The organism is Streptomyces sp. SID5643 (assembly GCF_009872555.1).
Classification (GTDB): domain Bacteria; phylum Actinomycetota; class Actinomycetes; order Streptomycetales; family Streptomycetaceae; genus Streptomyces; species Streptomyces iakyrus.
The window spans coordinates 1-523 of the sequence record NZ_WWIC01000230.1; the positions used below are offsets into that span (position 1 = coordinate 1).

The following is a 523-nucleotide window of genomic DNA, read 5'->3' on the forward strand; positions in this document are numbered from 1 at the left end:
GTGCGGCCCGCCGACCAGACCGCGGTCCGCGCAGCGCCGCCCGGTTTCGTGCCGCCGCACTGCGCGGACGCCGCGCCCTTGGCCACCGTCCAGCCGACGACCAGCGCGGCGGCCACCGGTACCGCCCCGGCGGCCCAGTGCAGCGGCGCCCCCTCCCCCGCCTCCGGCACCGCCGCCAGCAGCGGAAACGGCGGCAGGTACGGAGCCGGCGCCGAGGCGAGCGGGCCGACCGTGTGGCCGGCACCGAGGGCGAAGCCCGGCCCGAGGGCATAAGCGGCACCCCACACCGCCGCGTTCGGCAGCAGGGCCGCGCACAGCAGGCATACGGCGAACCGCCCCGACCATCCCTCGGTCAGCCGGAGCAACGACGCCTGGGTCGCCGCTCCGTGGCCCGCCATCGACGCCACCACCAGCAGCGCCCCGCCCCCGAGGAGCACCACGGCCCCGGCCGCCGCGGCCCGGGCCGCGACACCGGGGCGCCCGTCCGGGCCGAGCACCAGCGGGCGTGCTCCCGCCGGCAGCA

At 80.3% G+C, this 523-nt stretch carries 1 protein-coding gene; it reads right to left on the reverse strand.

Annotation, left to right across the window (positions count from 1 at the left end):
• A partial coding sequence (locus tag GTY56_RS26070) for a cell division protein PerM (RefSeq protein ID WP_237525037.1) occupies positions 1-523 on the reverse strand: 523 nt, incomplete at both ends.